This is a genomic window from Erwinia sp. V90_4, assembly GCF_029967685.1.
GTDB classification, from domain to species: Bacteria; Pseudomonadota; Gammaproteobacteria; order Enterobacterales; family Enterobacteriaceae; genus Erwinia; species Erwinia aphidicola.
This window is the reverse complement of the sequence record NZ_JASCAQ010000042.1, coordinates 182419-209388: the sequence shown is the minus strand read 5'-3', so window position 1 is coordinate 209388 and position 26970 is coordinate 182419. Positions and strand designations below refer to the sequence as shown.

The following is a 26970-nucleotide window of genomic DNA, read 5'->3' as shown; positions in this document are numbered from 1 at the left end:
CAGCGAAATCCGCAGGGTCAAGGCATGCATCTATCATCGTAATCCGCAGGGTTGCGGCATGTCTTAAGCGTTTAGAAAGCGTCACGCCCACCTGAGCCATTCCGGTATTTTTATCACTGGACCTGATTATTTATTCGCCTGTGATTTCAAGTGAAATTTAGCTTAAGTATCAGAAGATCTCGCGGCAACCGAATCGGGCAATTTTTCAGAGTAACTCCTATCAAACGGCATGCCACTATCAGTAAATTTGAATAAATTTACCTAACTTTAAACAAAGAGGGGCAATGCCCCGACAACTTCTCTAACGCCAGCAGTCGATTAGTGCTGCGGCTTGCTATACGCTGCGTTCAGTTTTTTACCGCAAAATCCCGCCCTGCGCGCCCCGGCAGGTGCAACAGCGGTAATTAAGGCATTTCATTCCCCACGGGCACTGGTTAAGATGGCTTCTTAGTGTGGCTATCTTATGCCCGCAGAAGAACATTTCGGCACTTTGCCGGTCAAAATCTGGACTTCCTTGTTAGGGATTGCGATATGTTAATCCGATTCAACCGAGGCCTGCTGGCTTCCCTGATAGTGACGCTGCTCGCAGCCCAGACGCTGCCAGCACGTGCGGACGTGAGCGATAATCTACCGGATATTGGCACCACCGCGGGCGGAACCCTGTCGATTAATCAGGAACTGGCAATGGGCGATTTCTACGTGCGCCAGCTGCGCGCCAGTGCGCCAATCATCAATGACCCGCTGTTAAATCAGTATATTAACGGCCTCGGCCAGCGCCTGGTGTCCCATGCCTGGTCGGTCAAAACCCCGTTCCATTTCTTCCTGATCCGTAATGATGAAATTAACGCCTTCGCCTTCTTCGGCGGCAATGTGGTGCTGCACTCCGCGCTGTTCCGCTACGCCGATAATGAAAGCCAGCTGGCTTCGGTAATGGCGCACGAAATCTCGCACGTGACCCAGCGCCATCTGGCGCGTGCGATGGAAGATCAGCAGCGCAACGCCCCGCTTACTTGGGTGGGTGCGCTGGGTTCAATTCTGCTGGCGATGGCCAGCCCGCAGGCCGGAATGGCGGCGCTGACCGGCACGCTGGCCGGAACTCAGCAGGGGATGATCAGCTTTACCCAGCAGAACGAACAGGAAGCCGACCGTATTGGCATTCAGGTGCTTCAGCGCTCCGGATTTGACCCGGAAGCCATGCCAAACTTTCTGCAAAAGCTGGCGGATGAGTCGCGCTTCGCCTCCAAACCACCGGAAATACTGCTGACGCACCCGCTGCCCGACAGCCGCCTCGCCGATGCGCGCAACCGTGCCAATCAGATGAAGCCGGTGGTGGTGCAATCCTCACAGGATTTCTATATGGCAAAAGTCAGGGCGCTGGGCATGTTCTCCACCGGGCAGAACCAGCTAAATGACGATCTGCTGACCCCACTGTCGCACGGCAACAGCCGTGAACAGGCCGCCGCGCACTATGGTAAAGCCGTGCTGTTGCTGGGCGAGAATAAATTTGCCGAAGCGCGCAATATCATCACCCCGCTGCTGGCAAAGCAGCCGGATAACGTCTGGTATCTCGATATCATGACCGACATTGATATCGGGCTGAAACAGCCGCAGCAGGCCATTAACCGCCTGCTGGCGGTGAAAGGCGTCAATACGATCCCGGTATTGCAGATCAACCTGGCGAACGCCTATGTCGAAGCGAAACAGCCTGCTAATGCCAGCAAAGTACTGTACCGCTACACCTGGGCAAATAAGGACGATCCTAACGGCTGGGACCTGCTGGCTCAGGCTTCTGCCGCGCAGGGTCTGAGCGATGAAGAGCAGGCCGCGCGCGCCGAGAGCCTGGCGCTGGCCGGCCAGCTCGACCAGGCGATCCGCAGCCTGAGCAGCGCCAGCGCCGCCGTGCCGCTTGGCAGCCTGAAACAGGCGCGTTACGACGCCCGTATCGATCAGCTGCGCCATTTACAGGAACGTTTCCGCCAGTATCAGAAATCATAAGGAGAGGATGAATGGCTGAAGTACAGATTTACCACAATCCACGCTGCTCCAAAAGCCGCGAAACCCTAGCGCTGCTGCAGGCGCACGGCATTGAACCCGAAGTGATCCTCTACCTGGAGACGCCACCGGATAGCGCCACGCTGCAAGCGCTCCTGCAGCAGCTGGGTTTCAGCAGCGCACGCCAGCTCATGCGTCATAAAGAGGAAGCTTACAAAGCGGCCGGACTCGGGGATACAAGCCTGAGCGAGCAGCAGCTGCTGGCGGCGATGGTGGCAGAACCGAAGCTGATTGAGCGGCCAATTGTGGTGGCTAACGGCCAGGCGCGCATCGGCCGCCCGCCTGAGCAGGTGCTGGAGATTTTATTGCGTTCTAAAGGCTGAGGGCTTCTTTAACAAACGGGATGGTCAGCTTGCGCTGAGCGCTGATTGATGCGCGATCCAGCTGGTCGAGCGTCAAAAACAGCGTGCGCATCTCACGATCGAGACGTTTAAGCAGGAAGCGGCCAACGTCTTCCGGCAGTTCGAATCCGCGCAGGCGGGCACGCAGCTGTAGCGCCTGCAGCTTATCTTCGTCGGAGAGCGGCTGCAGTTTATAGATCTGGCCCCAGTCGAGGCGCGAAGCCAGATCGGCCAGCTTGAGGTTAAGCTGGCGCGGTGGGCGATCCCCGGTGATCAGCAGCCGGGTTTTTCCGGTTTCCAGAATGCGGTTATACAGGTCGAAGATCGCCATCTCCCAGGGTTCATCCCCGGCAATGCACTCAATATTATCGATGCAGATCAGCGCCAGCTGCTCCATGCCGTCCAGCACTTCCGGCACAAACCAGGTGCGCTTATCCAGCGGCACATAGCCCACCGCTTCGCCTTTGGCCGACAGTTCCGCGCAGGCCGCGTGCAGCAGATGGCTGCGCCCGCCACCTTCACGTGACCAGAAATAGAAGTAGCTACCGTGTTCCTGATGCAGAGCGCCCTGCAGCGCAGCCAGCAGCGACGGATTTTCCCCCGGCCAGAAGCTGGCGAAGGTTTCGTCGTCGGGCAGGTAAAGTGGCAATGAAAGCTGTGCCGGCGTGTTCAGAATCACCTCAGGGTTTAGCAGGCAGAAATCGCCAAAAATTCTAACACAACTCGGTCAGGATCATGAAACGCTTAGCGGTAAGCGATCGTCGCGGATCGTCACAATACGCGGCAAAAAGTGCGATTAGCGCTTACTGGATAGCATAATGGTTTAAAAATCATTAGCCTTGGGCCAGTTTTTTTATTCAATAACATGGAGTCGTTATATGCCGGTCACCCGCAAAATTCGCCTGAGTATCCTCACTGCCGGCCTGTTAGCCTGTCTCGCAAGCCAGGCCACCGAGCTGCAGCACTGGCCGCAGCCGCAGGCGGAAAAACTGAATCAGCTGATCGAACAGCATCGTAACAAAGGCAACTATGCGGTGTTCGATATGGATAACACCACCTATAAGAACGATCTGGAAGAGGCGTTAATACCGTGGCTGGAGAATCAGAAACTGCTGACGCGGGAGACGCTCGATCCTGCGCTTAAGCTGATCCCTTTCAACGACCTGCCGGGCAAACCCGAGAGCCTTTACAGCTATTATCACCGCCTTTGTCACATTGATGAGCTGATTTGCTATCCCTGGGCAGCACAGATTTTTTCCGGTTTTACTTTGCAGCAGCTGAAGCAGCAGGTGGATGCCATGCTGGCGCAGCAGGAGGGTATCCCGGCCTCCCTGAATCAGGATGGTCAGCAGGTCATTACGGCGGTAGAGCCGCCTAGAATGCTGCGCGGAATGCAGGAGCTTTTTGCCAAACTGCAGGAGAACGGTATCCGCGTGTATATCATGAGCGCCGCACATGAGGAGCTGGCGCGCATGGTGGCCAGCGACCCTCACTATGGCTATAACGTCAAAGCGGAAAATGTATTAGGTATTAATACCCTGCTAAGAAATACCGTCACTGGCGAACTCACGACCGCACGCAAACAGATCCGCGAGGGCCGCTATCGGCCCGAACAGAATCAGCAGTTGCAGATGACCTCCTATCTGATGAACCCAATGACCTGGTATGAAGGTAAAGCGGGCAGCATGCTGGCGTACATCGATCAGTGGCGCAAACCGATTCTGGTTGGCGGAGACACCCTCTATTCGGATACTTACATGCTGCTCAACAGCACTGATGTGGCCAGCGGCGGGCAGCGACTGTGGATTAGCCGCAGTGACAATACGCGTAAAAAGCTTGATGGGCTGATTAAAAAGATGGTCAGTGAGCAACAGCAGGCAGGGGTAACCCCTGATGCCGATAAAAACTGGATAGTGGTGCAGCAGCAGCGGCTGGAATAGTCGTTACGTTAAGGGCGAGCATAATGCTCGCCCATACAATCCCTTACTTACCGTCCGTGCGTTCGTCCGGCTCGTCGATCACCTCTTCTTCGCGGCTGCACAGGCTGATAACTTTGAAGATCAGGCTAAGCCCAACGCCCACTACGGTCGCCAGCGCCATGCCTTTCAGCTCAGCCGCGCCAATATGCACCTTCGCCCCGCTTACGCCGATAATCAGGATCACCGAGGTGAGGATCAGGTTCTGCGCTTTGTTGTAATCCACTTTCGATTCAATCAGTACGCGAATACCGGAAGCGCCGATCACCCCATACAGCAGCAGCGAAACGCCGCCCATCACCGGCACCGGGATCGCCTGAATCGCCGCCGCCAGCTTGCCGACGCAGGAGAGCAGGATCGCCAGTATCGCCGCGCCGCCGATCACCCAGGTGCTGTATACGCGGGTGATCGCCATCACGCCAATATTCTCGCCGTAGGTGGTATTCGGCGTGGAGCCGAAGAAGCCGGAGAAAATGGTCGAGACGCCGTTGGCAAACATCGAACGATGCAGGCCCGGATCTTTCAGCAGATCTTTTTTCACGATGTTGGCCGTCACCACCAGATGACCGATATGCTCGGCAATCACCACCAGCGCCGCTGGCAGGATGGTAAAGATGGCATACCACTCAAAGCGCGGGGTGTAGAAAGTCGGCAGCGCAAACCAGTGGGCTTCGCGCACCGGCGTCCAGTCGACGATACCCATGCCCCAGGAGAGCGCGTAACCGACCAGCACGCCGATCAGAATCGGGATAATCGCCATAAAGCCGCGGAACATCACCGAACCGAAGATAGTCACGCCCAGCGTCACCATCGAAATAATCACGGTTTTACTGTCGGGTGAAGTGCCATCCGCCGGCAGCAGACCGGCCATATTTGCCGCCACGCCCGCCAGTTCCAGCCCGATAACCGCCACAATCGCCCCCATCGCTGCCGGCGGAAACATCACGTCCAGCCAGCCGGTACCGGCCTTTTTGACAATCAGCGCCACCAGGCAGAACAGCACGCCGCACATGATAAAACCGCCCAGCGCCACTTCATAACCCAGCGGCAGCAGCAGCAGCACCGGGGAGATAAAGGCGAAGCTGGAACCGAGGTAGGCCGGGATTTTGCCTTTACAGATAAACAGATACAGCAGCGTACCGATACCGTTGAACAACAGTACCGTGGCCGGATTGATGTGGAACAGGATCGGCACCAGCACGGTGGCACCGAACATGGCGAACAGGTGCTGGAAGCTGAGTGGAATGGTTTGCAGCAGCGGTGGCCGCTCGCTTACGCCAATTGCGCGACGCGTCATGATGTTGTTACCCCTTGAGTTTGCCTTTGCTATAAAAAAACCGACTCTGCGGTCGGTTTAACGCTTTCGGGCCGGGCGTGCCCGACCCCTACAAAACACACCCGATAAAATGCTGATTGAACCCGGTACATTTTGTCGTGGCTTTCGGGTCGGGCGTGCCCGACCCCTACAAACCACACCCGATAAAATGCTGATTGAACCCGGTACATTTTGTCGTAGCTTTCGGGTCGGGCGTGCCCGCCCCCTACAAAACACACCCGTTAAAATGCTGATTGAACCCGGTACATTCTGTCGTAGGGGCGAGGCATGCCTCGCCCGTAGCAAAATTATTTAGTACCAAAAATCTTATCGCCGGCATCGCCCAGGCCTGGGATGATATAGCCCTTCTCGTTCAGGCCCTGGTCGATAGACGCGGTGTACACTTCCACATCCGCGTGCGCTTTCTCCAGCGCCGCCAGCCCTTCCGGTGCCGCAACCAGCACCAGCACCTTGATGCTGGTACAGCCCGCTTTCTTCAGCAGGTCGATGGTGGCGATCATCGAACCACCGGTTGCCAGCATTGGGTCTACCACCAGCGCCATGCGCTCTTCAATGTTGGAGACCAGCTTCTGGAAATAGGGCACCGGCTCCAGCGTCTCTTCATCACGATAGACGCCAACCACGCTGATGCGCGCACTCGGTACGTGCTCCAGCACCCCTTCCATCATGCCGAGACCGGCACGCAGGATTGGCACCACGGTAATTTTCTTACCTTTGATCTGATCGATTTCTACCGGACCATTCCAGCCTTCGATAGTGACCTTTTCAGTTTCCAGATCGGCGGTGGCTTCATAAGTCAGCAGACTTCCCACTTCTGACGCGAGTTCACGGAAACGTTTGGTGCTTACGTCATGTTCACGCATCAGACCCAGTTTATGTTTGACCAGCGGGTGTTTGACTTCCACGATCTTCATTGTTGTACTCCCGGAGTGTTAAGCTGCAAAAAAAATCGCGAGATTATAGCGCCATTTAGGCGCGGCGCCATATGACTTAGTGCAATAGTTTGCACACCCACAGCATTATTCCTAAGGATTAGCTAAAATCCGGCTATCTGCAATGCGTGCAAGAAGGCACTCGCAAACGTTTGCCTGCACTGTTAGAATTGCGGCGCTTTATTTTTACCACCACACCAACCGCAAACCGCGTGGGGATTCGCAGTGACCGACAAAACCTCTCTCAGCTATAAAGACGCCGGCGTAGATATCGATGCGGGTAATGCTTTAGTCGACCGTATCAAAGGCGTAGTGAAAAAGACTCGTCGCCCGGAAGTGATGGGTGGACTGGGCGGTTTCGGTGCGCTTTGTGCGCTGCCGCAAAAATACCGCGAACCGATTCTGGTTTCCGGCACTGACGGCGTCGGCACCAAGCTGCGTCTGGCGATGGACCTGAAACGCCACGATACCATCGGTATCGACCTGGTCGCGATGTGCGTTAACGATCTGGTGGTTCAGGGTGCTGAGCCCCTGTTTTTCCTTGATTATTATGCCACCGGCAAACTGGATGTGGATACCGCAGCCAGCGTTATCACCGGCATCGCTGAAGGCTGTTCACAGTCTGGCTGTGCGCTGGTAGGCGGCGAAACCGCTGAAATGCCGGGCATGTACCACGGCGAAGATTACGACGTGGCCGGCTTCTGCGTCGGTGTGGTTGAGAAATCCGAAATCATCGACGGCAGCAAAGTGACCGATGGCGACGTGCTGATTGCCCTGGGTTCCAGCGGCCCGCACTCTAACGGCTACTCGCTGGTGCGTAAGATTCTGGAAGTCAGCAACACTGACCCGGAAACCACGACGCTTGCAGGCAAATCACTCTCTGACCACCTGCTGGCACCGACCCGCATCTACGTGAAAAACATCCTGAGCCTGATCGAACAGGTTGATGTTCACGCCATCGCCCACCTGACCGGCGGCGGCTTCTGGGAAAACATCCCGCGCGTCCTGCCGGATAACACCCAGGCCGTGCTCGAAGAGTCAAGCTGGGAGTGGCCAGCGGTGTTTGGCTGGATGCAGCAGGCGGGTAACGTTAGCAGCTTCGAAATGTACCGCACCTTCAACTGCGGCGTCGGCATGGTAATCGCGCTGAGCGCGGCTGAAGCCGATAAGGCCGTACAGCTGATGAATGATGCTGGCGAGAAAGCGTGGAAAATCGGCGTGATCAAAGCCTCTGACTCTGAAGAACGTGTGGTTATTAACGCATGAAGCGCATAGTCGTGCTGGTTTCCGGTAATGGAAGCAACTTACAGGCAATCCTGGACGCCTGCCAGCAGGGACGGATCAACGGCAGCGTCGCTGCCGTTTTCAGCAATAAAGCTGAGGCTTTTGGGCTGGAACGCGCGCGCGCAGCAGAAGTGCCGGCGCATGCGCTGGCGGCTGCGCAATTTGCTGACCGCGCCGCGTTTGATCGTCAGCTGATGCTGGAGATCGACGCCTATGCGCCCGATCTGGTGGTCTTAGCCGGCTATATGCGCATCCTCAGCGCCGAATTCGTCCAGCGCTACGCCGGACGGATGCTGAATATCCACCCTTCCCTGCTGCCCAAATATCCCGGTCTGCACACCCATCGCCAGGCGATTGAAAATGGCGATGAAGAGCATGGCACCTCGGTGCATTTTGTCACTGAAGAGCTGGACGGCGGTCCGGTGATTTTGCAGGCGAAAGTGCCGGTATTCAGCGACGACAGCGAAGAGGATGTCACGGCGCGCGTGCAGCATCAGGAACACGCGATCTACCCGTTGGTGGTGAGCTGGTTTGTTGATGGTCGCCTGGCGATGCGCGAGGGTGCGGCGTGGCTGGACGGCCAGCAACTGCCTGTTGAAGGGCATGCGTTCGAATAAGCGTTTGCGGGTCGGGCATGCCCGACCCTAGCCATATCTGCCGGTAATATAATCTTCCGTACGGCGCTGACGCGGCGCAGTAAACAGTTCGTCGGTCAGACCAAACTCCACCACACTTCCCTGATGCATAAACGCGGTATAGTCCGACACGCGGGCAGCCTGCTGCATGTTATGGGTGACCAGAATCAGCGTGAAGTGCTGCTTCAACGTGCTCATCAGCTCCTCAATCACCAGCGTGGAGATGGGATCGAGCGCCGACGTTGGCTCATCCAGCAGTAAGATTTCTGGCTCAATCGCTATCGCCCGGGCGATCACCAGCCGCTGCTGCTGCCCGCTGGAGAGCGTCAGCGCATTCTGCCACAGATTATCTTTCACTTCCGGCCACAGTGCCGCCGCACGCAGCGCCCGCTCCACCGCTTCATCCAGTACCCGTCGGTCACGCACGCCCTGCAGGCGCAGGCCATACACCACGTTGTCATAGATGGTTTTGGGGAACGGGTTAGGACGCTGGAACACCATCCCCACGCGGCGGCGCAGCGCAGAAAGATCCTGCTGCGGGGCGAGGATTGAGTGCTGCTGCAGCCGGATATCCCCTTCGATACGGCAGCCGTCAATCGTATCATTCATGCGGTTAAAGCAGCGCAGCAGGGTCGATTTGCCGCAGCCTGAGGGGCCGATTAACGCGGTGATGCGATTTTTCGGCACCCGCAGGCTGATGGCATTCAGGGCGGGTTTTTTCCCGTACCACAGGCTGAGTTTATCCAGCTCCAGCGCGGTATCCGCATCGTCAAAGGTGACATTGGTCATAAAGAATTCCGTGTTAATGCATCAGCGCACGGTAGCGCTCGCGCAGACGATGGCGCAGGACCATCGCCATTAAATTTAAGCCCAGAATCAGCAATACCAGCAGCAGCGCGGTGGCAAACACCAGCGGGCGGTCAGCTTCGGCATTGGGGCTTTGAAAAGCCAGATCGTAAATCTGAAAGCCGAGATGCATAAATTTACGATCGAGGTGTAAATAAGGGAACAGTGAGTCAATCGGCAGCTCGGGCACCATCTTCACCACGCCGACCAGCATCAGCGGCGCGGTCTCCCCGGCGGCGCGCGCGACGGCAAGAATCAGCCCGGTCAGCATCGCCGGTAACGCCAGCGGCAGCGTGACGTGCCACAGGGTCTCTGCCCGCGTTGCGCCGAGCGCGAGGGAGCCCTGGCGCAGCGAGGGCGGAATGCGCGACAGCCCCTCTTCGGTGGCAACAATCACCACCGGCAGGGTCAGCAGAGCCAGCGTCAGCGAAGCCCACAGCAGCCCCGGTGTACCAAAGGTCGGGTTCGGCAACGACGAGGCGAAGAACAGGCGGTCGAGGCTACCGCCCATCAGCCAGACAAAGAACCCGAGGCCAAACACGCCATAGACAATCGACGGCACGCCGGCAAGATTGACCACGGCAATGCGCACCAGCCGCGTCAGCAGGTTGCGCCCGGCGTACTCATGCAGCCAGACGGCGGCAATCACGCCGAGCGGCATCACCACCACCGACATCAGCAATACCATCAGCACGGTGCCAAAGATCGCCGGGAAGATGCCGCCGTCGCCCTGGCTGTCACCTTTAGCGTCGCTGACGAAGTGCCATAGCTGGCTGCCGAAATGCTGCCACTTCTGCGCCAGCGTCATGGCATTCGGCTGCCAGGCAGCGACAATCTGCGCCAGGGAGATCGGATGCTGCACGCCGCCTGCATCGCGCAACAGCAGCACGGTACTGTTACTTTCACGCTGCAGTGCCGACAGACGTGCGGCCTGGCGGCCAAACTGGCGCTGCAGTTCGGCACGGTCTGCCTCATACATCGACTGCGCCTCCGCCGTGTAGCGCTGCTCGTCGCGCTGCTTCTGCCGCTGGCGCTCCAGCTCTTCCATCTGCGCATTTAGCCGCGCCATATTCACCCGGCGCAGCTTTTCCGCTTCCTCGATACGCTGGCGCGTCTGCACTAAACGCTGCTGCAGCGCCTGGCCGAGATCCTGTGCCGTCAGCGGCTGGTTATCTTCCAGCAGGCCGTCAAACCAGCCGTAGGCGTTGCCGCCGCTGCGCCGCTGCAGCACGATCGCCTGGCCCGGCTTATCCTGCTGCACAATCTGGCTGGAGAGAAGAGTGTGAAAGTCCGGCGCGTTAAAATCGCGGTTGCCGGTTTTGATCAGATAGCGCGTAACCTGTTCCGGCGTCTCCCCTACCAGCGGCTGCCCGCTGGCCAGAAGCTGCTGGCGCGAGACCGTCTGCTGTTGCGCCACTTCGCCCAGCATCTGCACTTCACCGTGTGCCGTTTTCAGCGTGAACTGCACCAGCGGCTGCGGCCAGAAATAGCGCAGCCCCTGCCAGGCCAGCAGCGCAATCAACAGCAGGAAGGCCAGCAGGCTGAGCGCTACCGCGCCGCCGGTCAGCCAGCGCCAGCGGTGATTATTGCGTGCCGCGTTGATCATCCCTGAGTCTCCTGCTGGCTGTAACGCTGGCGCAGGCGCTGACGCACCATCTCCGCAAGGGTATTGACCACCAGGGTGAACACCAGCAGCACCAGCGCAGAGAGGAATAGAATACGATAGTGAGCGCTACCCGCCGCGGCTTCAGGCATCTCCACCGCCACGTTCGCTGCCAGCGAGCGCAGCCCCTCGAACAGGCCGCCGTGCGTCACCGGGGTATTGCCTGTCGCCATCAGCACGATCATGGTTTCTCCTATCGCGCGGCCAAAGCCAATCATTAATGCGGCAAAGATGCCGGAGGAAGCTCCCGGCAGCACCACGCGCGTCAGGGTTTGCCACTGCGTCGCCCCCAGCGCCAGCGAGCCTTGCCCGAGTTCCGCCGGAACGCTGAAGATGGCATCTTCCGCCAGGGTAAAGATCAGCGGCACCAGTGCAAAGCCCATCGCCACCCCGGCCACCAGCAGATTGCGCTGCTGATAACGGGTGCTGATGACGTCAGCCAACTGCTGCCCCCACAGCGCCTGGGTGAGCAGCGGCACCAGCCACAGGGTTGCCGCGGCGGTCAGCAGCAGGACAGGCAGCAGAATCAGCACTTCACGCCCTTCGGACAGCCAGCGCTTGCGCCAGTGCGCCGGTAATTTTTGCATTGCCCAGCCGCACAGCAGCAGCACGGCGGCCAGCGCCAGCGGCAGCAGCAGCACGCCCGGGAGCCTGTCGGCAATGCGCGGGGCCAGCCACAACCCGGCGATCAGGCCGATCACCACGCTGGGCAGCGCCCCCATCATCTCGATGGCCGGTTTGACCCAGCGCCGCAGTGCCGGCGTCATAAACCAGGCGGTGTACATCGCCGCTGCCAGCGCCAGCGGCGTGGCAAACAGCATCGCCAGCCCGGCGGCTTTCAGGGTTCCCACCACCATCGGCACCAGGCTGTATTTCCCCTGATAGTAGTCATTGGCAGAGGTCGACTGCCAGACATAGTCCGGGGAAGGATAGTGCTCGTACCAGACTTTCTGCCACAGGCTACGCCAGCTGATGTCCGGCCATGGATTGGTCAGCTGAAAGTGCTGCCAGCGCCCGTCCCGCTCCACCAGCAGGCCATCGCCTTCCGGAGAGAACTGCGCTCGGGTGATACCCGGTGTGAGCTGATGGCTGAGGATGGCTCCCTGCTGCTTGCTGGCAAACAGCTTAAGCTCGCCCTGCGGGCTAAGCGTGGCAAACACCCGGCGGTGTGCTTCAGTGACGATCAGCGGCTGCCACTCTGCCCCGGCAAAACGGCGGATCTGGCGCAGGTGCGGGCCGCTCGGGCTGGCGATATCAAACCACTGGCTGATACCGTCTTCATCGGCGATCAGTAGCGAACTGCCGCCGCTCAGCATCGCGATGCTTTTCACCGGCTGCGTCAGCGTCAGCACGTCGCGCAGTTGAGGCGCACCGCTGCCGATGTTCCAGACGCGCAGCTGTGAACCGGCCAGCGCAAACAGCAGGCGGCCATCCGGTGACAGCAGCAGCTGGCTGACGTCGCGGATGTCCAGACGATAATTTTGTGCAGGGAGCTGGGATTGCAGCTGCCATAGCGTGATATGGTCGGGGGTCGCCAGCGCCACCTGCCAGCGGTTTTCACCACTTTGCGCCAGGCTGAACTGGTTGATGGTCGTTTCACCGCTGGAGAGCGGCAGATCGCCCAGCGGGAACTTCCAGCGCGGCGCTTCACCGGGGATAAACTCAGGTTTTACCAGCACCATTGAGCCCTGTGCTGATAGCAGCAGCGTGCTGCCGTTATCGCTACTGCTGCTGGCTCTGACCGCGCTGCGCATTAGCGGGAACGGGCTCATCGGCGGCTCCGCATTCAGCGGAATAAAATAGCCGTTGCCCTGATTATCAATGCGCCAGCCCCATTGCTGCTGCCGGTCCATCCCCAGCGCAACCGCAGGCTGATGCTGCCACAGTTTGATTTCGTTCCCGGCGTGGATCGCGGGGGAGACGAACAGCGGAACGACGACCCAAATCAGCCAGAAAAACAGCAGCATCATTACCAGCAGAATGGCCACACCGCATGCCGTGACCACGCGCCGCGTCAGCCGATCGATAAAGCGGCGGCGCCCGGCGTTGTCGTGAACAGGGATTGGGCGGTCAGTCATATCAACGTGGGTTTCCATTGTGCTTCGAAGCCGCTATGTTGCCCGTATGTCGTTAATAAGACAATCAACATTCACCGGGCGTTGGACAATGCTGCCATACTCTCGCCATAATGTTGCAGAACAATGGATACCTTCATCCTGAATCAGCCAACGGAGTAAAAATGGGTCAGGAAAAGCTGTATATAGAGAAAGAGTTAAGTTGGTTATCCTTCAATGAACGCGTGTTGCAGGAAGCTGCCGATAAAACTAACCCGCTGATTGAGCGTATGCGCTTTCTGGGTATCTATTCCAATAATCTGGAAGAGTTTTATAAAGTCCGCTTTGCTGACCTGAAACGCCGCATTCTGATCGGCGAGGAGCAAGGCTCCCCGAATACGCCGCGCCACCTGCTAAAAAAAATCCAGGCGCGCGTACTGAAAGCCGATCAGGAGTTCGACAGCCTCTACAATGACCTGCTGCTGGAGATGGCGCGTAACCAAATCTTCCTGATTAATGAACGCCAGCTCTCCCCCAATCAGCAGAGCTGGCTGCGTCACTACTTTAAGCATCATCTGCGCCAGCACATTACTCCGATCCTGATTAACCACGACACTGACCTGATTGAGTTCCTGAAAGACGACTACACCTATCTGGCAGTGGAGATTATTCGCGGCGAAGATATTCGCTATGCGCTGCTGGAGATCCCCTCCGATAAAGTGCCGCGCTTCGTTAACCTGCCGCCGGAGACGCCGCGCCGCCGCAAGCCGATGATCCTGTTGGATAACATCCTGCGCTACTGCCTGGGCGATATTTTCCGTGGCTTCTTCGACTACGACGCGCTTAACGCCTACTCGATGAAGATGACGCGCGATGCGGAATATGATTTGGTCACCGAGATGGAGTCGAGCCTGCTGGAGCTGATGTCTTCCAGCCTGAAGCAGCGCCTGACGGCCGAACCCGTGCGCTTTGTTTATCAGCGCGATATGCCGGATGCCATGGTGCAAATGCTGGGTAAAAAGCTCAACATCACCAACTATGACTCGATTGTTCCCGGCGGCCGCTACCATAACTTTAAAGACTTTATTGGCTTCCCGAACGTGGGCAAAGCGAACCTGGTCAACAAACCGCTGCCGCAGCTGCGCCATATCTGGTTTGACCGCTTCCGCAATGGCTTTGACGCCATCCGTAATCGCGATGTGCTGCTCTACTACCCTTATCACACCTTTGAGCACGTGCTGGAGCTGCTGCGCCAGGCCTCCTTTGACCCAGCGGTGCTGGCGATCAAAATCAATATCTACCGCGTGGCGAAAGACTCACGCATTATCGATGCGATGATCCACGCCGCCTATAACGGCAAGAAAGTCACCGTGGTGGTGGAGCTTCAGGCGCGCTTCGATGAAGAGGCCAATATTCACTGGGCCAAGCGGCTGACCGAAGCCGGCGTGCATGTGATCTTCTCCGCGCCTGGCCTGAAGATTCACGCCAAGCTGTTCCTCATTTCGCGCCATGAAAACGGCGAGATTGCGCGCTATGCGCATATCGGCACCGGTAACTTTAACGAAAAAACCGCGCGTATTTATACCGACTACTCGCTGCTGACCGCCGATGCACGTATCACCAACGAAGTGCGCCGGGTGTTTAACTTTATCGAAAACCCGTATCGCCCGGTGACTTTCGAACATCTGATGGTCTCGCCGCAGAACTCGCGCAAGATGCTGTATCAGCTGATTGATAATGAGATCGCCAATGCGCAGAAAGGCATTCCTGCCGGTATCACGCTGAAGATTAACAACCTGGTCGACAAAGGCCTGGTGGACCGCCTTTATACCGCGTCCAGCGTCGGTGTGAAGGTCGAGCTGCTGGTGCGCGGCATGTGCTCGCTGATCCCGAATCTGGAAGGCATCAGCGAAAATATTCGCGTTATTAGTATTGTCGACCGCTACCTGGAACACGATCGCGTCTATATTTTTGATAACGGCGGCGATAAAAAAGTGTTCCTCTCGTCCGCTGACTGGATGACGCGCAACATCGATTATCGCATCGAAGTGGCCGTCGCCATCCTTGACCCTATTCTGAAACAGCGCATCCTGGATATTATCGCCATCCTGTTAAGTGATACGCTGAAGGCCCGTTTCGTCGATAAAGAGTTGAGCAACCGCTATGTTCCACGCGGTAACCGCCGCAAGGTGCGCGCCCAGCTGGCCATCTACGATTACATTAAATCACTTGAGCAACCTGATTAATCACTATGCCAATTTCCCATAAAAGTACGCCGAAACCGCAGGAATTTGCTGCCATCGACCTGGGTTCGAACAGTTTTCACATGGTGATTGCCCGCGTAGTGGACGGGGCGATGCAGGTGCTTGGCCGTCTGAAGCAGCGCGTGCACCTGGCTGACGGGCTGGACAGTAACAACGTGCTGAGCGAAGAAGCCATCGAGCGCGGACTGACCTGCCTGGCGCTGTTTGCCGAACGTTTGCAGGGCTTCAGCCCGGCCAATGTCACCATCGTCGGCACCCATACCCTGCGCCAGGCGGTTAACGCCGAAGATTTCCTGCAGCGTGCCGCCGACGTTATCCCCTACCCGATTGAGGTGATCTCCGGCCACGAAGAAGCGCGCCTGATCTTTATGGGTGTGGAACATACCCAGCCGGAAAAAGGCCGCAAGCTGGTGATCGATATCGGCGGCGGCTCAACCGAACTGGTGATTGGTGAAGACTTCGAGCCAAAACTGGTCGAAAGCCGCCGCATGGGCTGCGTCAGCTTTGCCAACCTCTACTTCCCGGGCGGCGCCATCAGCAAAGAGAACTTCCGCCGGGCGCGCCTGGCTGCGGTGCAGAAACTGGAAACGCTGGCATGGCAGTACCGTCTGATGGGCTGGCAGTATGCGCTCGGTGCCTCCGGCACCATTAAGGCCACCTGTGAAGTGCTGCAGGCAATGGGCGAGAAAGACAAGCTGATTACGCCGGAGCGGCTGGAAAAGCTGTATGACGAGGTGATCAAGCACAAATCGTTTGATGCCCTGAGCCTGCCGGGGCTGTCGGAAGAGCGTAAAGGGGTCTTTGTGCCGGGTCTCGCCATTCTTTGTGGCGTATTCGATGCGCTGGCGATCCGCGAACTGCGCCTGTCCGACGGTGCGCTGCGCGAAGGCGTGCTGTATGAAATGGAAGGCCGCTTCCGCCATCAGGATATCCGCAGCCGTACCGCACAGAGCCTGGCAAACCACTACGCCATCGACAGCGATCAGGCGCGCCGCGTGCTGGAAACCACTGAACTGCTCTACAACCAGTGGCGCGACCAGAACAGCAAGCAGGCCAATCCGCAGCTGGATGCGCTGCTGAAGTGGGCGGCGATGCTACACGAAGTGGGTCTGACGATTAACCACAGCGGCATGCAGCGCCACTCCGCCTATATCCTGCAAAACACCAATATGCCGGGGTTTAATCAGGATCAGCAGACGCTGCTGGCCACGCTGGTACGCTATCACCGTAAGGCGGTGAAAGTGGATGAGATGCCGCGCCTGACGCTGTTTAAACGTAAACAGTTTCTGCCGCTGGTGTTCCTGTTGCGCCTGGGTACGCTGCTGAATAACCAGCGCCAGGCGACCTCGAAACCTGAGGATCTGAAGCTGGAAACCGATGAGGGTCACTGGACCCTGACGTTCCCGCGTGACTACTTCAGCCAGAACAACCTGGTTCAGCTCGACCTTGAGCGCGAACAGACTTACTGGAATGACATCACCGGCTGGCAGCTGACCATTCAGGAAGAAGCGTAACCGTTGACGGGGCCGATCGGAACAGAAGATCGGCCCCGACAGAACCAGGGCCGATCGGAACAGAGGATCGGCCCCTACATGTAAACTTTTTTTCGCTCAGGCTTAAATGACCACGCAAAATTGATCCTATGACCTTACGTACAGACAGCTACTTTAGCGAAAAATACTCGCTCACCGCGCCGCATTCCGAAGTCGTCGCAGCCATGCCGTATCTGGATGGCGGCAAAGCCCTGGACGTCGGCTGCGGCAGCGGTCGCAACACGCTTTATCTCAACAATCGCGGCTTTGACGTCACGGCCTGGGACATTAACCCGGCTTCGCTGGCGCGGCTGGAGCAGATTATCAGCGCGGAGAACCTTAGCGGTATCCATCCCTCTATTCAGGATCTCAACCAGCATCGTTTTAACGGCGCCTATAATCTGGTGCTGTCGACGGTGGTGATGATGTTTCTACAGCCGGAAACGATCCCACAGCTGATTGCCGACATGCAGGCCAGCACGGTGCGCGACGGTTACAACCTGATCGTCGCCGCGATGGATACCCAGGACTACCCATGCGATCAGGGTTTCCCCTTTGCCTTTAAGTCCGGGGAACTGAGCCACTATTACCGCAAGTGGCACATTGTGAAATATAACGAGCATGTCGGGCAGCTGCACCGCAAGGATGAGAATGGCCAGCGCATCTCCCTGCGCTTTGCCACCCTGCTGGCGCAGAAGGCCAGCGTGAAAGCGTAATTACTTGCTCAGGGCGGACGTCGCCAGATCCTGCAACGGCAGCGCTTCACCGATGGCGACGCCCTGCAGATAATCCACGCCCAGCTTGCGCAGCGCGCTTGCGGTCTCCTCGTTTTCCACCGATTCGGCAACGATCTGCATGCGCTTGAGGCGGGCCACCATGCAGATTGACTCGATAATCTGGTAATCAAGGCTGTTATTTAGCATGTTGCGGATAAAACTGCCGTCGATCTTCAGCATGTCCACCTGCACCACTTTCAGGCTGGCGTAGCTGGCATAGCCAGTACCGAAATCATCAATCGCCACGCGGCAGCCTAACTGGCGCAGTTGAGCAATGGTTCGATTAACCCAGCTATGATCGCTGAGCATCGGCGATTCGGCGACTTCAATGATCAGCTGCCACGGTTCAATATCGCTGGCTTTCAGCCGGGCAGCCAGTTCAGTGGCCAGCTGAGGGCGACAAAGCGTGGCGGCAAACAGGTTAACGGCCAGACGGATCCCCGGCAGCACAGCGCGGTGACGGTCAATAAAGGTTAACGCCTGGTCCAGCACCATGCGATCCACTTCCCATGTCAGGCCAAATTCCTGCACGACGGGCATAAAACTCGCTGGCTTGATGTACTCGCCCTGCGCATTCACCATGCGCAGCAGAATTTCATAAAAGTCATCGCCGCGCACACCGTGGATTTTCTGCGCCACCAGGCAAAAACCGTCGCTCTGCAGCGCCAGTTGAACATCGCGCAGCATCTCCAACTTTTCACTAACGTGACGCTGGACCGGGACCTTCTCCGTCTGTTGCAGATTTTCCGCATGGCCGCTGCGCAAGGAGATCTCCGCCATCGCGCTCATTTCCCCCAGCAGTTCATACAGATGTGATACGGGCGGATAAACGCTGCAGTGGCTGATGCCGACCTGCGGATGGATCGGCAGGCCATCCCAGCTCAGACGATAATCTTTTAACCGCGCTTCTAACCCTTCAATGCGAGCCTGGTAGCCGATACTCCCCAGGCGCACCACCAGGTCAAACCCCGGCAGCTGATAGATCCCTTCACCTTTAAGGAGGAAGGGTTGCAGATGACTGGCCAGACTGCGTTTATACTGAATCCGCAGCTTCAGGCCATAGGTTCGGCTCAGGCGGTCAAGGTCGGGAATACGTAAAAAGCAGAGTGCCGAACCGGCATTTTTTGCCAGGTCCTGATTTAAGGCGCGCAGATTCGGCATGCCAATGACCGGATCGGTAAGCGCCATTTCGCGAGCTTTTGCCAGTAAACGACGCTGGCGGGTGCTGAGGGCCGACATCAATAAGATCGTCAGCGTAAACACCAGCAAATTGGCTGAGATCACGGCGAGGTTGTAGGGTTCAACCAACGGGTCCATAAAGCGGTCACGCAGCTGATAGAGCACCACCAGCAACGTCCCCCAGCACAAAGAGGTGAACAGATAGCCAAAGCGCAGCGCTGCCCACAGCATCAGCGGTAAAAGCAGGGGGATACCATACTCGGTCGTCAGCAGATTATTGGTCGTAGTGCGAAACTGCGTCAGCATAATCAGCGCAGCGAGCATCAGCGCCAGCCAGCTAAACCACTCGCGCAGCGTAACCCCGGCAGCAAATTGCTGCTGGCAGCGCCCGCTCAGAATACGTAGATAATAGGGGTTGCGAAAAATGCGCAGCATAAAGTAGAACAGCTGCACGGTAGCCAGGGAGGCCAGCAGCACCGATTGATAGTTCAGCAGCGTATGCAGAGAGTAGAAATCATGAGCGAATACTGAATTCGTCACGGGTAATATGCCTATCGGCATCGCCAGCTGCATCATTGCAATAAACATCGTCGGCATGGCAAAGGCCAGCCAGAACAGGCGTGCAGAGACCTGGCTCACCTCACCGAAGCTAATCCCCCAGCGCTTTTTGGTCTGTGCGCGATAGCCACTCCAGCCCAGCACCAGCGTAGTCATAATTAATAAAACAATCACCGTCGCCTGAGTGCCGGTGTAACGATGAAAATAGTGCCAGCATAGCGCGAGGACGATACCCGGTAGTGCTCCCCAGTCAAAAACCATCAGCAAGGCGATCATCAACGCCAGCGGCAAATAGATGAGATAGACGTAACCTTCAGGGAACCATAGCCGGACCGACATTGAGGAGGCCACAGGCATCAGCAGTAGGGCGAACAGGAGCGGTAGCCCCCACCAGCGGCGAGAGAGTGTTTGCAGCATTACCAATTTAGTCATGAGGGTATCGTAGAATTTAGTATTATTAGCAGGTTTTATTTATTCTAACCAACAATCATGTTGAGAATTGGTGAAAAGTATTATTAAATCCTGAGTATAGTAGAGCTAAAATCTCACTCTAATTTGATCTAAATCAGTTTATTTTATAATAAATGCTATTCCCACCATTTGATCAAACCACCATCGGCCAGAACAGATGTTATTCTTCAGCGGGCCAGTTGTTGATCGTGGCGCAGGATCGTTGACCTGCACGCGATGCTGTGCGTAAATTGTTCATCGCCCGCACGGGCACATTACAGGAAAAATTGCGTGAATAGCGCTATGTCATTTAAAAAACGTCAGAAAACCGGAAGCATGACGCGAGTTATCTTGCTGGTGAGTTTTATCATCTTGTTAGGACGCCTGATCTTCGTAGTACCCGGTGCTATCGAGCATCATCAGCAGAAAAAACTGCTACCTGCGAACCCAGTCAGCGTCGTTAACGACAAATAGCCACTGCCGGGTGGCCATGCTGCAAACGCTTTTCGGAGCTTTTGCTGACCCGCTGATGCCCAAAATCAGCTAAGCTATATGCGCTCCGCTTCCCTCTTTATACCTGAAAACCCTCAGGCTGCAGCTTACGGTTCTGCCGTCTGGAGTGGTTAAAGTTCAGTCTGACAAAAGGATGTTGTATGTCCGTAGCGCCTTCTCATGTTCAGCAGTTAGCTGAAGTTCGCAGCCGTATTCTGAACCTGCTGCTGAATGATAAAGACCTCGTCGATACCCTGCTGGAACGCCCGCTGCGCGAGTCCGAGGCTGAAGCTGAGGCGCATCGCGAGCAGGTTGAAGAGATTAAAGCCACGCTTCCGGTACTGCACGCCGCCGATATTGCTGACCTGCTGGAGGCCCTGCCCGAGGATGAACGCCTGGCGCTATGGCGGCTGATTGGCAACGATCGCCGCGGCCGGGTGCTGGTTGAAGCCTCAGAAAACGTCTGGGAAAGCCTGATTGAGGAGATGAGCGACCGCGATCTGCTGCGCGCCATCAAACCGCTGGATATCGACGAACAGGTTTATCTGGCTAAGTATCTGTCGCGCGACCTGACCGGGCGCCTGCTGACCTCGCTGGATCCGGAACTGCGTTCGCGCGTGCTCGACGTGGTGGATTTCGACCGCGACCGCGTTGGCCGCATCATGGATTTCAAGCTGGTCACGGTGCGCGCCGACGTGACGCTGGCGACCGTTCAGCGTTTTCTGCGCAGTAAGAAAACCATCCCCGACGGCACGGACAAGCTGTTTGTCACCGGAAAAAATAACAAGCTGCTGGGCGAACTGCCGCTGACGGAAATCCTGCTGAATACTCCGGAAAAGTTGGTGTCGGAGGTGATGAACGCCAAACCCACCACCTTTCTGATTGACGATAAAGCGGAAGACGCGGCCGGTGCCTTCGAACGTTATAACCTGATCTCCGCCGCCGTTATCGATGCCAAAGGCAAGCTGATGGGGCGCGTCACTATCGAAGATGTCGTCGACCTGGTCAACGAAACCAACGACAGCAGCATGCGTAAAATGGGTGGGGTTAATCCTGAAGAGGATGTGTTTGCCCCGGTGCGAAAAGCCGTGCGTACCCGCTGGGCCTGGCTGGCGGTCAACCTCTGCACTGCGTTTGTTGCCTCACGCGTGATTGGCCTGTTCGAGGCGACGATTTCCCAACTGGTGGCGCTGGCCGCATTAATGCCTATCGTCGCCGGGATTGGCGGCAACACCGGCAACCAGACTATCACCATGATTGTGCGCGCCCTCGCCCTGCATCAGGTGGAACCCGGAAACTTCTCGTTCCTGATAGGGCGCGAGCTTGGCGTGGCGCTGATTAATGGCCTGTTCTGGGGCGGCATCATGGGGGGCATTACCTGGGCAATGTACGGCAACCCGGCGCTGGGCGGCGTGATGATGCTGGCGATGGTGCTGAACCTGCTGCTGGCGGCCTTGATGGGGGTGCTGATCCCCCTGCTGATGACCAAATTCAAGCGCGACCCGGCGGTGGGTTCCAGCGTGCTGATTACCGCGCTAACCGACACCGGTGGCTTCTTTATCTTCCTCGGGCTGGCCACGATCTTCCTGCTGCCCTGATCGCAGAATGTAACGCACTTTGTTATAAAATGATAATTAATGGTTTAATCTGTGACTTATCGCGCAGAACAAATTCCCCGCAGCGCCTAACCTAACAAAAAATAACAAACCTGCACGTTAATTAACTTCCGAAGGTTGAGGATCCCCTCAGCGTTCGGAAGGCGGTTTGCTATTGCCTGAAAAAGGACATCACCCTACCCCAGCTAAAGGATGCTCTATGAACTCATCAGCCACGGTTCAACCGCAGATAACGGCCGCAGACGACAGGGAAGAAACTATCTGGCGCCGCGCCGTCTGGCGCATTCTGCCTATCCTCACCGTAAGCTACATTTTTGCCTATCTCGACCGCATCAATGTGGGTATTGCCAAACTTCAGATGTCCAGCGATCTGGCATTTTCTGAAACGGTCTATGGCCTGGGCGCCGGGATCTTCTTTATCGGTTTCTTCTTTTTTCAGATCCCCAGCAATATGGCGCTGCATCGCTTCGGCGCGCGCCGCCTGCTGGCCGCGCTGCTGATCTCATGGGCGGTGATCGCCCCGCTGACCGCGCTGGTGGCGACCCCGTTCCAGTTTTACGCCGTGCGCTTCCTGCTGGGGCTGACCGAATCGGGCTTTTATCCCGGCGTTATCCTTTACCTTTCGCTGTGGTTCCCCTCCTACCGCCGCGGCAAGATGTTTGCGCTGTTTGCCGCCGCCGTGCCGCTATCGGGACTGCTTGGCGGACCGATTTCGGGCTGGATCATGGAGTATTTCCATAATGTGCAGGGCATCGCCGGCTGGAAATGGCTGTTCATTATTCAGGGAACCCCTTCCCTGCTGATTGGCCTGCTGGTGTTCTGGCTGCTGCCGGACCGCATCGACACTGCCCACTGGCTCAATAGCGAGGAGAAAGCGCTCATCGCTGAACGCCTGCGTGAGGATGCGGTACAGGAGCCTGCCGGGGCGCAGGCCAGCCTCGGAGCCGTGCTGCGTAACGGCAAGCTGTGGCTACTGACCTTTATCTACTTCTGCCTGATTGCCGGGTTTTATACCGTCAGCTTCTGGCTGCCGACGCTGGTGCGCAATGCCGGCGTTGAGGATGTGTTTACCGTGGGTCTGTTAACCGCTATCCCTTACGCAGCGGCAATTGTCACGATGATTGTCGCCTCGCGCAGCGCGGATAAGCACCGCGAGCGCCGCTGGCATCTGGCGCTGATAGCGGTGATGAGCGGCGTGGGCATGGTGATCTCCGCGCTCTACAGCGACAACCTGTGGGTGGCGATGTTTGGCCTGACGCTCGGTGCCGCTGGCGGCCTCAGCACGCTGCCGCTGTTCTGGAGCCTGCCAACCGCGTTTCTCGGTGGCACCATGGCCGCCATCGGTATCGCGCTGATCAACTCATTTGGCAACCTGGCCGGTTTTGTCGCGCCTTATATGATGGGCATCCTGACCGACCTGACGCACTCCACGCTGACCGGCATGATGATTATTTCCTGCACGCTGTTTGTCGGTGCCGCTGCGATCTTCCTGATCCCCGGCCGCATTGTTAACCGCTAATTTAACGAGGTTGAGTTATGAATATCGTCATTACCGGCGCTGCCGGATTCCTGGGGAAAAAACTGGTTGAAGCCCTGCTGGCTAAAGGCTCGCTGCGTGATGCGCAGGGCAAGTTGCAGGCCATAGAACGTATTACCGCTATTGATATCGTGCCGCTCAACGGCATCGGGGATCCGCGCCTGAAAGTGCTGAGTGGGGATATCAGTAACGCCGCCGAGCTGGAAACGCTGATTGATGAGCGGACCGACAGCGTGTTCCATCTGGCGGCGGTGGTTTCTGGCCAGGCGGAGCAGGATTTCGATCTCGGGATGAAGATCAATGTCGATGCCGCTCGTCAGATCATGGAGCGCCTGCGCGCCCTGCCGCAGTGCGTCAGGCTGGTCACCACCAGTTCAGTGGCGGTATTTGGCGGCCAGCTGCCGGATAAAGTGGCGGATGACCAGGTCTGGATGCCGCAAAGCTCCTACGGCACGCAGAAAGCGATGAACGACCTGCTGCTGTCGGACTATAGCCGCAAAGGATTTCTTGATGGCCGCAGCCTGCGCATGCCGACCATTGTGGTGCGCCCGGGAAAACCCAATGCGGCCGCCTCCAGCTTTGCCAGCGGGATTATTCGTGAGCCGCTCAATGGCGAGGCCGCCAACTGCCCGGTCAGCCTGGATACCCGGCTGTGGCTGATGTCCCCGGCAAGGGCCGTCGCCGCATTGATCCTCGGGCACGAACTGGAGCGCGCGCAGCTCGACCAGGGCCGGGTCATTAACCTGTGCGGCCTGTCGGTAACGGTTGAAGAGATGCTCGGCTCGCTGCGCCGTATCAGCGGTGATGAGGTGCTGGCGCGTATCAACTACCAGCCAGACCAGGCGATTATCAATATCGTGAACTCCTGGCCCGGTGATTTCCATGCCGACTATGCCCGTCGCCTCGGCTTCCAGGCCAATGCCTCATTCGATGAGATGGTCAGGGAGTATCAGGCAGAGAGCGGTGGCGCTTAAGCTCTTTACTGAGGTTAAAGGTCAGTTCGGCGCCTTCATGTTGGCGGAAGCCCGGCAAATTTCACCTCAGGTCTGCGGATCTTCTTTCTGCAGATTGTTATCGCCGAGGCCGCCGATAAACGGCAGGCGCAGCTGGAACGGCGAGATGCCCACACCGAGGTTGAGGCCGAGCACGTTGATTTCAACGCCCTCTTCAGCGCCGACGGTGAGCCCGGCGACGCCGAGCAGGGAGAGCTGCACGCCGCGCCCGGACGGCGGCAAACCGATCGGGTTGCGCAGCGAGCGGTAGTCTTTACCGATGGCGTTCGCGGGCATATTCAGCTTCAGCTCGGGGACTTCGCGGCCAATGTGCGCGAGGAAAGTGTTGCTGTTTGGGCCGGGCCAGGCATGGTAAGTCTGCGGCCACGGGTAGGAGGCTATCGCCGCTTCGATTTTCGGGATCATCGCTGCGGCCAGCGGACCGCGGCGCTCCAGCAGCACACGCGGGCGAGCGCCGAACCAGTAGCCGTCGGGGATATTGCGGTTAAACCGCACTTTGTCGCCGCTCCCCCAGCCAATCACCTCAACGCGCTGATAATGCGTTTCCCCTTCGCGCTTGTAGATAATCCACGGATGCACCGCCACCACGCCTCTCCAGCCATAGGTTGGGGCCACGTAAACCTGAATAATGGCGCTGGCGGCATTACGCTGCGGGTCCGGGGCCTGGCCGGAAGAGTCGCGCCGCGCCGTTGCCCAGCTCTCATTGCCTGCGCTCTCCTGGCGGTTAGCCTGCGCGAGGCTGACGCCGAGCGACAGCAGCAGAATGCAGGCAAAGACCAGACTCAGGGCTTTCAGTGAGATCATCATGGGGGTTCCTGTACTTCGCGGGCGGGTTTGATTGCCATTATGTCGGGATATGGCGGGGCTGTGGAGAAATATTTATTCGCTAACGGTAATAAAAAAAGCCGGTAACATGGCAATGTTACCGGCTTTCATCTGCGAACGCGCTGCAGTCGAGCGTTATGCGCTCAGCAGCGGCTCTGCCGTTTTCTCAACCAGTGCCAGCAGCAGCTTGATGTCCTGCAGCGTCACGGTTGGGTTCAGCAACGTCATTTTCAGGCAGGTCACGCCATCCGACTCGGTCACCCCGACGTTGGCACGGCCGGAATCCAGCAGTGCATCACCAATTCTCTGGTTCAGCAGCGCGATATCGGCATCGCTGCTTTGTGCCAGTGACGCGGGACGATAGCGGAACAGAACGCTGGCCAGCTGCGGCTGCATCACCAATTCAAGCGCAGGCTGCTCGCTAACGTACTGCGCCACTTCCTGCGCCAGCGTAACGCCGTGATCGATAATCTCGGCATACTGCTTTTGCCCTAATGCCTCCAGGCCCATCCACAGTTTCAGCGCATCAAAACGACGCGTGGTTTGCAGTGATTTGGACACCAGGTTAGGCACGCCCTGCGCTTCGTCAAACTCAGAGTTCAGGTAAGCCGCCTGATAGCGCATCAGCTCATAGTGGCGCGCGTCCTTCAGCAGGAAGGCACCGCAGCTGATGGTCTGGAAGAACTGCTTGTGGAAGTCGAGAGTGATGGAGTCCACCAGCTCAATGCCGTCCAGATAGTCGCGGTACTTCTCAGACATCAGCAGCGCACCGCCCCAGGCCGCATCAACGTGCACCCAGATCTGGTGTTCTGCCGCCAGCGCGGCAATCTCACGCAGCGGGTCGATAGCGCCCGCATCGGTGGTGCCCGCCGTTGCCACGATAGCCAGAATCTGCTCGCCGTTAGCCTGCGCCTGCGCCACTTTGGCGCGTAAATCGTCGATGTCCATCCGCGCAAAGCGGTCGGTTTTCACCAGCGTGACCGAGCGGTAGCCCAGCCCCATCAGTGCCATATTCTTCTGCACCGAGAAGTGGGCGTTTTCAGAGCAAAACACTTTAATTTTGCTCAGATCGCCCGGCAGACCATCCTGCTGTACCGAGTGACCGATACGCGCAAAGAAGGCATCGCGTGCCAGCATCAGGCCCATCAGATTGCTCTGGGTTCCACCGCTGGTGAACACGCCCGCATCGCCAGGCTGATAGCCCACCTGGGAACGTAGCCACTCAATCAGCTTCACCTCAATAATGGTGGCTGACGGGCTTTGATCCCAGGAGTCCATGCTCTGGTTAGTGGCATTGATCAACACTTCAGCAGCCTGGCTGATCACCAGGCTCGGGCAGTGCAGGTGCGCCACGCACTGTGGGTGATGCACCGACAGGCTGTCCTTTAGGAAGTACTCAACCGCACGCTCAATCGCGGCCTGGTTGCCCAGGCCCTGAGGAGTATAGTCCAGCTGAATGCGTTCGCGCAGCTCAGCAACAGATTTCCCCTGATACATCTCAGGCTGCTGCAGCCACTGCACCACAGCCTTGCTGGTCTGTTCAATCACCTGCTGGTACGCTTCGGTACTTTGCGCAGAAGCGGCCAGAATTGGATTTAACCGGGACATC

The 26970-nt window shown here is 57.6% G+C and carries 21 protein-coding genes; 12 read left to right on the top strand and 9 right to left on the bottom strand.

From position 1 onward, the window contains the following. Positions 1-531 precede the first annotated feature (531 nt). The gene (locus QLG07_RS09595) at positions 532-1995 is read left to right on the top strand and encodes a M48 family metallopeptidase (protein ID WP_099754797.1); all 1464 of its coding nucleotides are present in this window, start codon (positions 532-534) and stop codon (positions 1993-1995) included. Between the two features lie 11 nt (positions 1996-2006). Next, a complete protein-coding gene (gene arsC, locus QLG07_RS09590; protein WP_187498040.1) occupies positions 2007-2375 on the top strand; it encodes an arsenate reductase (glutaredoxin) in 369 nt (122 codons plus the stop codon). On the opposite strand, the gene hda is transcribed toward arsC, so the two are convergent. After that, positions 2365-3072, bottom strand: coding sequence for a DnaA inactivator Hda (gene hda / locus QLG07_RS09585; protein WP_048915215.1), 708 nt, complete (start codon positions 3070-3072; stop codon positions 2365-2367). The two genes, arsC and hda, sit on opposite strands and share 11 nt — an antisense overlap. A 199-nt stretch (positions 3073-3271) precedes the next feature. On the opposite strand from hda, the gene QLG07_RS09580 reads away from it, so the two are divergent. Further along, positions 3272-4333 carry an HAD family hydrolase gene (locus tag QLG07_RS09580; RefSeq protein WP_282469109.1) on the top strand — a complete coding sequence of 354 codons (1062 nt, stop codon included), beginning with the start codon at positions 3272-3274 and terminating at the stop codon, positions 4331-4333. A 43-nt stretch (positions 4334-4376) separates the two neighbouring features. On the opposite strand, the gene uraA is transcribed toward QLG07_RS09580, so the two are convergent. Both uraA and upp read right to left on the bottom strand, forming a co-directional pair. Beyond that, positions 4377-5666, bottom strand: coding sequence for a uracil permease (gene uraA / locus QLG07_RS09575; RefSeq protein ID WP_282469108.1), 1290 nt, complete (start codon positions 5664-5666; stop codon positions 4377-4379). A gap of 326 nt (positions 5667-5992) precedes the next feature. Next, positions 5993-6619 carry a uracil phosphoribosyltransferase gene (upp, locus tag QLG07_RS09570; protein ID WP_048915212.1) on the bottom strand — a complete coding sequence of 209 codons (627 nt, stop codon included), beginning with the start codon at positions 6617-6619 and terminating at the stop codon, positions 5993-5995. Positions 6620-6862: 243 nt separating this feature from the next. On the opposite strand from upp, the gene purM reads away from it, so the two are divergent. Then, on the top strand, positions 6863-7903 hold the full coding sequence (gene purM / locus QLG07_RS09565; RefSeq protein ID WP_048915211.1) for a phosphoribosylformylglycinamidine cyclo-ligase: 1041 nt from the start codon (positions 6863-6865) through the stop codon (positions 7901-7903). Beyond that, positions 7900-8538 (top strand): phosphoribosylglycinamide formyltransferase, encoded by a 639-nt coding sequence (gene purN, locus QLG07_RS09560; RefSeq protein ID WP_048915210.1) that lies wholly within the window; start codon positions 7900-7902, stop codon positions 8536-8538. The genes purM and purN overlap by 4 nt, the downstream gene beginning before the upstream one ends. Positions 8539-8565: 27 nt before the next feature. On the opposite strand, the gene pstB is transcribed toward purN, so the two are convergent. From pstB to QLG07_RS09545, 3 genes are read right to left on the bottom strand one after another with little or no spacing between them, the layout of a single operon-like run. Then, a complete protein-coding gene (pstB, locus tag QLG07_RS09555; protein ID WP_099754794.1) occupies positions 8566-9345 on the bottom strand; it encodes a phosphate ABC transporter ATP-binding protein PstB in 780 nt (259 codons plus the stop codon). Between the two features lie 13 nt (positions 9346-9358). Beyond that, on the bottom strand, positions 9359-11008 hold the full coding sequence (gene pstA, locus QLG07_RS09550; protein WP_048915208.1) for a phosphate ABC transporter permease PstA: 1650 nt from the start codon (positions 11006-11008) through the stop codon (positions 9359-9361). Further along, positions 11005-13161 (bottom strand): ABC transporter permease subunit, encoded by a 2157-nt coding sequence (locus tag QLG07_RS09545; RefSeq protein ID WP_282469107.1) that lies wholly within the window; start codon positions 13159-13161, stop codon positions 11005-11007. The genes pstA and QLG07_RS09545 overlap by 4 nt, the downstream gene beginning before the upstream one ends. Positions 13162-13304: 143 nt before the next feature. Between QLG07_RS09545 and ppk1 the strand changes: the two genes are divergently transcribed. The 3 genes from ppk1 to tehB all read left to right on the top strand — a co-directional run bounded on the left by ppk1 (position 13305) and on the right by tehB (position 17631). Continuing rightward, on the top strand, positions 13305-15365 hold the full coding sequence (gene ppk1, locus QLG07_RS09540; protein WP_048915206.1) for a polyphosphate kinase 1: 2061 nt from the start codon (positions 13305-13307) through the stop codon (positions 15363-15365). A 5-nt stretch (positions 15366-15370) separates the two neighbouring features. Continuing rightward, the gene (ppx, locus tag QLG07_RS09535; protein WP_048915205.1) at positions 15371-16897 is read left to right on the top strand and encodes an exopolyphosphatase; all 1527 of its coding nucleotides are present in this window, start codon (positions 15371-15373) and stop codon (positions 16895-16897) included. Between the two features lie 128 nt (positions 16898-17025). Further along, positions 17026-17631 carry a tellurite resistance methyltransferase TehB gene (tehB, locus tag QLG07_RS09530; protein ID WP_048915204.1) on the top strand — a complete coding sequence of 202 codons (606 nt, stop codon included), beginning with the start codon at positions 17026-17028 and terminating at the stop codon, positions 17629-17631. On the opposite strand, the gene QLG07_RS09525 is transcribed toward tehB, so the two are convergent. Further along, on the bottom strand, positions 17632-19860 hold the full coding sequence (locus QLG07_RS09525) for an EAL domain-containing protein (RefSeq protein ID WP_191149765.1): 2229 nt from the start codon (positions 19858-19860) through the stop codon (positions 17632-17634). It lies immediately after the preceding gene. A gap of 309 nt (positions 19861-20169) precedes the next feature. Between QLG07_RS09525 and QLG07_RS09520 the strand changes: the two genes are divergently transcribed. From QLG07_RS09520 to denD, 4 genes are all read left to right on the top strand, one after another. Beyond that, a complete protein-coding gene (locus QLG07_RS09520) occupies positions 20170-20352 on the top strand; it encodes a YfgG family protein (protein ID WP_048915202.1) in 183 nt (60 codons plus the stop codon). Between the two features lie 179 nt (positions 20353-20531). Next, complete coding sequence (mgtE, locus tag QLG07_RS09515) at positions 20532-21968, top strand: magnesium transporter (protein ID WP_133623081.1); 1437 nt, start codon at positions 20532-20534, stop codon at positions 21966-21968. 217 nt (positions 21969-22185) lie between these two features. Then, positions 22186-23505 carry an MFS transporter gene (locus QLG07_RS09510; RefSeq protein WP_282469106.1) on the top strand — a complete coding sequence of 440 codons (1320 nt, stop codon included), beginning with the start codon at positions 22186-22188 and terminating at the stop codon, positions 23503-23505. A 17-nt stretch (positions 23506-23522) separates the two neighbouring features. Continuing rightward, entirely contained in the window at positions 23523-24497 is a 975-nt protein-coding gene (gene denD / locus QLG07_RS09505; protein WP_282469105.1) for a D-erythronate dehydrogenase, read from the top strand. Positions 24498-24563: 66 nt separating this feature from the next. Here denD and QLG07_RS09500 read toward each other — a convergent pair whose 3' ends face one another. After that, positions 24564-25340 (bottom strand): DUF3750 domain-containing protein, encoded by a 777-nt coding sequence (locus QLG07_RS09500; protein ID WP_282469139.1) that lies wholly within the window; start codon positions 25338-25340, stop codon positions 24564-24566. Positions 25341-25496: 156 nt separating this feature from the next. Further along, positions 25497-26969 carry an aspartate aminotransferase family protein gene (locus tag QLG07_RS09495; RefSeq protein ID WP_282469104.1) on the bottom strand — a complete coding sequence of 491 codons (1473 nt, stop codon included), beginning with the start codon at positions 26967-26969 and terminating at the stop codon, positions 25497-25499. Position 26970 lies beyond the last annotated feature (1 nt).